1 protein-coding gene is annotated in these 239 nt (G+C 47.7%); it reads left to right on the top strand.

Annotated elements, in window-relative coordinates; translation table 11 throughout:
* Positions 1–239, top strand: a 239-nt coding sequence (locus CH339_RS25975; protein WP_210207422.1) for a hypothetical protein, incomplete at both ends; no start/stop codon positions are given.

Raw genomic sequence — 239 nt, forward strand, 5'->3', positions numbered from 1 at the left:
AGTCTTTCCATCTTGGCCGGGGCGCATGTTGAAATGGATGTCATCGGCATGATGAAGGGGTTAGTTGGAATGATTGTGATTCCTTCTTTATTGGGAATGCTCGTCAATCAATTTTCAACGCCGGAGCGGACAGCGCGATTAAGCGCAAATTGTGCTCCGTTTTCGAAAGTCGGGTTAGCCGCCGTAGTGGCGATTAACAGCTCGGTGGTCGCTTCTTACCTTAAAAACGTCGATTTAAA

The sequence above is a fragment of the Rhodobium orientis genome, from assembly GCF_003258835.1.
Lineage (GTDB): Bacteria > Pseudomonadota > Alphaproteobacteria > Rhizobiales > Rhodobiaceae > Rhodobium > Rhodobium orientis.